General features: G+C 66.4%; 8 protein-coding genes. All 8 read left to right on the forward strand.

Going from position 1 to position 8040, the window contains the following annotated elements:
* Positions 1–53 precede the first annotated feature (53 nt).
* Positions 54–1241 carry an amino acid ABC transporter permease gene (locus ABSF49_RS07810; protein WP_424112078.1) on the forward strand — a complete coding sequence of 396 codons (1188 nt, stop codon included), beginning with the start codon at positions 54–56 and terminating at the stop codon, positions 1239–1241.
* The gene (locus ABSF49_RS07815) at positions 1238–2320 is read left to right on the forward strand and encodes an amino acid ABC transporter permease (protein ID WP_424112079.1); all 1083 of its coding nucleotides are present in this window, start codon (positions 1238–1240) and stop codon (positions 2318–2320) included. The genes ABSF49_RS07810 and ABSF49_RS07815 overlap by 4 nt, the downstream gene beginning before the upstream one ends.
* A gap of 28 nt (positions 2321–2348) precedes the next feature.
* Positions 2349–3125, forward strand: coding sequence for an amino acid ABC transporter ATP-binding protein (locus tag ABSF49_RS07820; RefSeq protein ID WP_424112080.1), 777 nt, complete (start codon positions 2349–2351; stop codon positions 3123–3125).
* Positions 3122–3433 (forward strand): hypothetical protein, encoded by a 312-nt coding sequence (locus ABSF49_RS07825; protein WP_424112081.1) that lies wholly within the window; start codon positions 3122–3124, stop codon positions 3431–3433. The genes ABSF49_RS07820 and ABSF49_RS07825 overlap by 4 nt, the downstream gene beginning before the upstream one ends.
* 153 nt (positions 3434–3586) lie before the next feature.
* Positions 3587–4783: an FMNH2-dependent alkanesulfonate monooxygenase gene (ssuD, locus tag ABSF49_RS07830; protein WP_424112082.1), complete on the forward strand. Its 1197-nt coding sequence runs from the start codon at positions 3587–3589 to the stop codon at positions 4781–4783.
* A gap of 260 nt (positions 4784–5043) precedes the next feature.
* A complete protein-coding gene (locus ABSF49_RS07835) occupies positions 5044–6087 on the forward strand; it encodes an isopenicillin N synthase family dioxygenase (RefSeq protein ID WP_424112083.1) in 1044 nt (347 codons plus the stop codon).
* 22 nt (positions 6088–6109) lie between these two features.
* On the forward strand, positions 6110–7444 hold the full coding sequence (locus ABSF49_RS07840; protein ID WP_424112084.1) for an O-acetylhomoserine aminocarboxypropyltransferase/cysteine synthase family protein: 1335 nt from the start codon (positions 6110–6112) through the stop codon (positions 7442–7444).
* 24 nt (positions 7445–7468) lie between these two features.
* A partial coding sequence (locus ABSF49_RS07845) for an ABC transporter substrate-binding protein (protein WP_424112085.1) occupies positions 7469–8040 on the forward strand: 572 nt, incomplete at its 3' end.

An 8040-nucleotide genomic window follows, 5' to 3' on the forward strand; every position in this document is an offset into this window, starting at 1 on the left:
GCGGGCGCCGGCCTCGCGCCGGTGCCCGTCTTCACGCGTGAGTTGATCGACCGATGACGGACGCACGCAGCGCGCCGCCGCTTCTCGACGCTGGGGGCTTTGCGGCTTTCCGCCGCTGGTGGGGCGACCACGCGATCGCCCAGGCGGTCGCGCTCGCTTTCGCTACCGCTCTGGTCGCCTGGCTCGCCGCTAACGTGATCGGCAGCATGCACCGCCTCGGCATGGCGCCGAGCCTTGACTACCTCAGCCAGCCCGCCAATTTCGACATCTCTGAGTCGTTGCTCGTCTATCACGCCGGCGACCCCTACGCGCGCGCGATTCTGGTCGGCGTGCTCAACACGCTGAAACTGGCGATCGCCGGCTGCGCGCTGGCCACCGCGATCGGCGTCGCGCTGGGCGTCGCCCGCGTCGCCGGCAACCCGCTGCTGTCGGGTCTGATCAGCGCCTACGTCGAGATCGCGCGCAATACGCCGCTGACGCTGCAACTGTTCTTCTGGATCGCGATGACCCATACGCTGCCGCCGGTGCGCCAGGCGCTGCAGCCGTTTCCCCACGCCTATCTCTCGGTGCGCGGCGTCTACCTGCCATGGCTCACGGTCGACAGCGGCGAGATCTGGCCGATTCTCGCACTGTTCGTTGCGCTGATCGTCGTCGTCCGTTTCGTCCACAAGCGGCTGGCGCGACCGTTGCGCGCAACGGAATGGCTGCTCGTCGTCGCCTTGGCGACCGTCCCTTCCGCGCTGTGGATCGTCTTCGACGGCCTCGGCTTCTCGCTCGACCTGCCGGCGCTCAGGGGCTTCAACGTCGTCGGCGGCCTCAGCCTGACGCCCGAATTCGCGGCGATGCTCGCGGGGTTGTCGGTCTACTACGCCGCCAACACTGCCGAGATCGTTCGCAGCGGTCTGCAATCCGTGACCAGGGGTCAATGGGAGGCGGGCCGCGCGCTCGGCCTGTCGCGCCTACGCATTCTGCAATTGGTCGTGTTGCCGCAGGCGATGCGGGTGATCACGCCGCTGATGACCTCGACCTATCTCGACCTGACCAAGGACACCACACTCGGCGTGCTGATCGGTTTCACTGAGCTCACCGCCGTCATCAAGACCAGCGCCAACAACACCGGCAACGCGGTCGAGACGATCCTCGTGCTGGTCGTCGTCTTTCTGGCGATCAGCCTGCCGGTCTCGGCGGCGATCAACGCTTATAACCGCGCGCTGGCGCGACGAGGCTACGCGACCCGATGACTCTTTCCCTCGCCGAACAAACCCTCGCCCCGCAACGGGCGCGCCCATGGCGACGGCGCGCGGCGGGACTTTTCTCTTCGCCAGGCAACGCGTTCGTCTCGCTCGTCATCGCGGCGCTGCTGGCGCTCGGCGTCTGGTGGTTCCTACGCTGGGCGATCTTCGACGCGGCGTGGACAGGCGGGGCCGAGGTCTGCAAGACGCACGCCGGCGCCTGCTGGCCGTTCGTCTGGACGAACTGGCGGCTGATGGCCTTCGGCGTCTATCCGCAGGATATTTTGTGGCGGCCGGCGTTCAGCCTGGCGCTGATGGTCGGGGTGGTCGGCCTCAGCATGGCGCCGCGATTCTGGGGCTGGCCGCTGTTCGTGGGCTGGGTAGTTACGCCGGCCGCCGTTTGCGTCCTGCTCGGGGGCGCAGCGGCGATGCGACCCGTCTCGACCAACGACTGGGGCGGCCTGCCGCTGACCTTGCTGGTGTGGATGATCGCCTTTGCCGGCGCCTTCGTCGTCGCCGTGCCGCTGGCGTTGGCGCGCCGCTCGAAAATGGGCGGCCTGCGCGTCGCCAGCGTTGCTGTGATCGAACTCGTCCGCGGCGTGCCGATGCTGGTGGCGCTCTACGTCAGCCGCTTCATTGTGCCGATGATGGCACCGGCGTTCGACGTCAACCTATTCGTCAGCGTCGAGGCGGCGCTGATCCTGTTCGTCGCCTCCTATCTCGCCGAGATCATCCGCGCCGGCCTGCAATCGCTGCCGTCCGGCCAGGCCGAGGCCGCCCAGGCGCTCGGCCTCAGCGGCTGGCGCACGATCCAGCTCGTGCTGTTGCCACAGGCGCTGCGGGCCGTCATCCCGGCGCTGGTCAACCTCGGCATTGGCGTGTTGCTCAGCACGCCACTGGTTGCGGTAATCGGCATGACCGACTTCTTGAGCGCAGTGAAGGAAGCCGCGAGCCACGAGCAGGAATGGCCCGGCTGCTACACGATTGCATATTTCGTCGCCGGAGCCGTGTTCTTCTCCGTCTGCTTCGCCGTCTCGCGCTACAGCCGCTGGCTCGAGCGCCACCTGCGCGCCTCGGGTCACGCTTGAGCCCGCGCCGCTTCAGAGGAGTTCGCCCATGACCCAGACCCAAGCCGCCGAGCGGCGGGCGCTCGCCTCCAACCCGCCGGCGATCGAATTCGTCGGCGTCAACAACTGGTATGGTGCGCACCACGCGTTGCGCGACATTCATCTCACCGTCGATTCGGGCGAGCGCGTCGTCGTCTGTGGCCCTTCGGGTTCGGGCAAGTCGACGCTCATACGCTGCGTCAATCGTCTCGAGGAGCACCAGCGTGGCGCGATCTGGGTTAATGGCGTCGAGCTGACCCACTCGCTGAAGCAGACCGACCGCGTCCGCCAGGACGTCGGCATGGTTTTTCAGCAGTTCAACTTGTTTCCGCACCTGACCGTGCTGCAGAACTGCACGCTCGCGCCGATCTGGGGCCGTAACGTCGGCCGCGCCGAGGCTGAGCAGACGGCGCTGGCGCTGCTCGACAAGGTGCGCATCGCCGACCAGGCGCACAAATTCCCCAACCAGCTCTCCGGCGGCCAGCAGCAGCGCGTCGCCATCGCCAGAGCTCTGTGCATGAGGCCCAAGATTATGCTGTTCGACGAACCGACCTCGGCGCTCGACCCGGAGATGGTCAAGGAGGTGCTCGACACCATGACGGCGCTCGCCGGCGAAGGCATGACGATGATGGTCGTCACCCATGAGATGGGCTTCGCCCGCCGCGTCGCTGACCGCGTCGTGTTCATGGACGACGGCGAAATCGTCGAGATCGGCGAACCGGAAGCCTTCTTCAAGACGCCGCGACAGGAACGCACGCAGCAGTTTCTCAGCCAGTTGCTGCATTGATCGCCGTGACGCGGAATTCATTCGAGTCGCGCGACGCGACGCAGAAGGACGTCAATCGCGAGCCGATGAATCGCCAGGACAACCGCACGCGCGCCGGTTTCGAGGCCAAGCGCGTCACGCACCGGATCCGATCAATCGAGCGAGCCGCCGCCTTGCTGATCGCAGAACATGGCCCAGCGGGCGCCCAAGGCCTCGTGCGGCGGGAGCTGAGCGCAGCCCGGCGGGCGCGTTCGCGAATCCGGCACGAATTCTGGGCGAGCGTCGGCCGTCAAATCGCCGGAGCCTGGTCAATGGGTCTCAGCAATTGACACGCTGATCCGCGTTAATATATGACTCTTGCTATAGAATTAATATAATTCAAAGGTCGGCGGCGAGGCGAACCGCGCGTCGTGGCTCCGCCTGCCATGCATTCGCGGCGCGATTGAGCCGACGCCTCTCCCGACCGGCCGCGTCGGCGGCGTATGGGAATTCAACGGAGAGCCTGCATCGTGAGCGCGATCGAGTCGGCGAACGTTCTTTGGTTCATTCCGACCCACGGCGACGGCCGTTATCTCGGGACCAGCGTCGGCGGCCGCGCTGTCGATTTCGCCTACCTGCGGCAAATTGCCGAGGCCGCCGATACGCTCGGCTATTACGGCGTTCTGCTGCCCACCGGCAAGAGCTGCGAGGACTCCTGGGTCGTCGCTTCGGCCTTGGCGCCGCAGACCGAACGGCTGCGGTTTCTCGTCGCGGTGCGGCCCGGTCTGCAATCGCCGACCGTCGCAGCGCGCATGACGGCGACGCTCGACCGCGTTTCCCAAGGCCGTTTGCTGATCAATGTCGTCACTGGCGGCGATCCGGTCGAAAACCGCGGCGACGGCCTGTTCCTCGCGCATGGCGATCGCTACGACCTCACGCGCGAATTCCTCGAGATCTACGCCGCGCTGTTGCGCGGCGAGACCGTCGACTACTCCGGCAAGCATTTCAACGTCGAAGCCGGCAAGATCCTGTATCCGCCGGTTCAGCAACCAATGCCGCCGCTCTATTTTGGCGGCTCTTCCGAGGCCGGCGTCGCCGTCGCCGCTCAGCTTGTCGACAAATACCTCACCTGGGGCGAGCCGCCAGCCGCCGTCGCCGAGAAGATCGCCGTCGTTCGGCAGGCGGCGTGGGCGCGCGGGCGGGAGCTCAGCTTCGGCATTCGTCTGCACGTCATCGTTCGCGAAACTGCAGAGGCGGCGTGGCGCGCCGCCGACAAGCTGATCAGCCACCTCGACGACGCAACAATCGCCGCGGCGCAGAAAGTCTTCGAGCGCATGGACTCGGTCGGCCAAAACCGCATGGCGGCGCTGCACGGCGGGCGCCGCGACAAGCTCGAAGTCAGCCCGAATCTGTGGGCCGGCGTCGGTCTGGTGCGGGGCGGCGCGGGAACCGCGCTGGTCGGCGATCCGCAGACGGTCGCCCAGCGCATGCGCGAATACATGGCGCTCGGCATCGACAGCTTCATTCTTTCCGGATACCCGCACCTCGAAGAAGCCTACCGCTTCGCCGAGCTGGTGATGCCGCTGCTGCCGCTCAACCACGCGCGGACGCAGGCGGAGATCGCCGCCAATATGGGCCCGTTCGGCGAGACGATCGCCAACGTTGCGCGCCCCTCCGCGTTGCGCGCCGGGCAGTCGTAGAACCTTCACCAGGCCAGATTGGGCAGGCGGCCCTCCGAGGCTGCCCGCATCCGCTCGCGCGCGGCACGACAAGCAAATTCAGTCGAAATGGCATGCTTTAGAATATATAAATTCTAGATTTAGTTGACTGTCATTCGACGCCGTGGCCGTTTGGGCTCGGCGGCGAACGAGACATCGACCGACGCCACGCCGGGTTAGCGCGACGAAGCGTTCGTCGTCGATGCGTGATCGGCTTCCGCCTTCCAAGCTCGGATGGTCCCATGCCTGCGTCTGATCCGCTGGAGCGTCTCCCCACCCTCGATCTTCGCCGCTTTGAAACCGATCGCGACAATTTTCTCGCCGACGTGCGCGCGGCGGCGCGCGAAGCGGGGTTCTTCTATCTCGTTGGCCACGGGATCGAGCCAAAGCTGATCGACGAGGCTCTGACCCTCTCGCGGCGATTCTTCGCTCTGCCGGAGCGCGACAAACGCGCCATCGAGATGATCCATTCGCCGCATTTTCGCGGCTACAATCGCGCCGGGCTCGAGCATACGCGCGGCAAGCCCGATTGGCGCGAGCAGATCGACATCGGCGCCGAGCGGGAGGCGCTGCCGTTCGACCCCGCTGCGCCGGCGTGGCGGCGTCTGCAGGGGCCTAACCAATGGCCTGACGCATTGCCGGAGCTGAAGCCGGCGCTGCTGCGCTATCAGGCGGAGGTCACGGCGCTGGCGATCCGCGTCCTGCGCGCGTTCGCGGCGGCGCTGAGCCAACCCGACGACGTGTTTGAGCCAATTTACTCGCCCGCGCCCAATCAACTGCTCAAGATCATCCGCTACCCTGGCCGCGCCGCCGGCGAGGACGACCAGGGCGTCGGCGCCCACAAAGATTCCGGCTTCGTCACCATCCTGTTGCAGGACAAGGTCGCTGGCCTGCAGGTCGAGGGCGAACACGGCTGGATCGATGCGCCGCCGGCGCCCGGAACCTTCGTTGTCAACATCGGCGAGATTCTCGAACTCGCCTCCAGCGGCTATCTGCGCGCCAACGTGCATCGGGTCGTTTCGCCGCCGGCTGGCGGTGACCGCCTCTCGGTGGCGTTCTTCCTCGGCGCGCGTCTCGACGCGACCGTTCCTGTCCTCGATCTGCCGCCGGAGCTTGCCGCCCAGTCGCGCGGTCTGACCCAGGATCCGCTGAACCCGCTCTTCCACGAAGTTGGTCGCAACTACCTGAAGAGCCGGTTGCGCTCCCATCCCGACGTCGCGCGTCGGCACCATGCCGATCTTCTGGACCCGACGCAGAAGCAGCTCGAACCGGCCTCGGCCTATTGATCCTTATCTCGGAGAGACCGCTATGACGACCGACAACAGACGCTTCGAAACCCTCGTCTTGCACGGCGGCAGCTATCGCGCCGATCCATCAACCGGCGCGGTCGCGGTGCCTATCTATCAAACGACCTCGTACCAGTTCCAGGACACCGACCACGCTTCGCGCCTGTTCGCGCTGGAGGAAATCGGCAACATCTACACACGCGTGCAGAACCCGACGACGACCGCGCTCGAAGATCGTGTCGCCGCGCTCGAAGGCGGGTCGGCGGCGCTCGCGGTCGCTTCGGGCCAGACGGCGTCGGCCTATTCGGTGCTGAATCTGGCGTCGAGCGGAGACAACATCGTCTCGTCTACCGACCTCTACGGCGGCACCTGGACGCTGTTCGCCCAGACCTTGAAGCAGTTCGGCGTCGAGGTGCGCTTCGTCGATCCCATCGACCCCAAAAACTTCCGCCGCGCCACCGACGCGCGGACGAAGGCCTACTACGCGGAGACGCTGCCGAACCCCAAGTTGAACGTCTTTCCGATCCAGGAAGTCGCGGACATCGGCCGTTCGCTCGGCGTGCCGCTCATCGTCGACAACACGGCGGCGCCGCTGATCGCGCGACCGTTCGAACACGGGGCTGCCGTCGTCATCTATTCGGCGACGAAATACATAGGCGGCCACGGCACGTCGATCGGAGGGCTGATCATCGACGGCGGCAACTTCCCGTGGGAGGACCACGCCGAGCGTTTCCCGCTGCTTACCCAGCCGGACGAGGCCTATCACGGGGCGATCTGGACCGAAGCCGCCAAGCCGCTGGGACCCATCGCCTATGTCCTGCGGGCGCGGGTGAAGCTGTTGCGCGACCTCGGCGCGGCGTTGTCGCCGAGCAACTCGTTCCAGTTGCTGCAAGGCCTGGAGACGCTGCCGTTGCGGCTGCGCCAGCACAACGAGAACGCGAGGCTCGTCGCCGACTTCCTGTCCAAGCGGCCCGAAGTCAGCCAGGTCATTTTCCCCGGACTGCAGAGCGGCGAAGTCCGCCGGCGCGCCGACGCCTATCTCAAGGGCGGCTATGGCGGACTGGTCGGCTTCGAATTGAAGGGCGGCATTGAGGCGGGGCGGCGATTCATCGACTCGCTGAAGCTGCTCTACCACGTCGCCAACATCGGCGACGCCCGCTCGCTCGCCATTCATCCCGCCTCGACGACGCATCAGCAACTGACGTCTGAGGAACAGCTCGCAGCCGGCGTGACGCCCGGCTACGTGCGGCTATCCGTCGGCATCGAACATCCCGACGACATCATCGCCGATCTTGCCCAGGCGATCGACAGCGCCGGCCGGGCGACTGGCGCCCAACCGGCCCGCAAAGCGGCCTGACAACCAAAACTCTGGAGAACGCCAATGACCGACAAGACCAAGCACAAGTCCGTTTCCCGCCGCAGCGTCCTCAGGGCCGTCGGCGGACTGGGCGTCGTCGCCTCGGCCGGCGCGCTCGCCCCGCGGCTGTTCACGCCCGCTCTCGCCGGTCCCGCGCCGAAGGTGCGCCTCGCCTGGACGGAAGTGGCGGCGTGCCATTCGCCGCTCGGCTTCGGCGTCGCCAAGGGCATCTACGCCAAGCACAATCTCGACGTCGAACTCTTCTATCAAGGCGCCAGCGGGCAGACGCTGATTCAGGCGCTGGCGACCGGCAAGGCCGACGCTGGCGCCGGGTTGATCGGCGATTGGCTGAAGCCGCTCGAACAAGGGTTCGACGTCAAGCTGTTCGTCGGCTCGCATGGCGGCTGCCAGCGCCTGCTTGCCTCTAAGGCCTCAGGCGTCACCGACATCGCCGGCGTCAAGGGAAAGACGATCGCTACCTACGGCATCGGCGCGCCGCCGCAAGTCGCGTTCCAGGTCACGCTGGCCAAGGCAGGCATCGACCCCGAGACGGACGTCACCTGGAAGGCGGTGCCGTTCGATCTCGTCGGCGAGTC

Origin of the sequence: Roseiarcus sp. (genome assembly GCF_049514155.1) — a bacterium.
Lineage (GTDB): Bacteria > Pseudomonadota > Alphaproteobacteria > Rhizobiales > Beijerinckiaceae > Roseiarcus.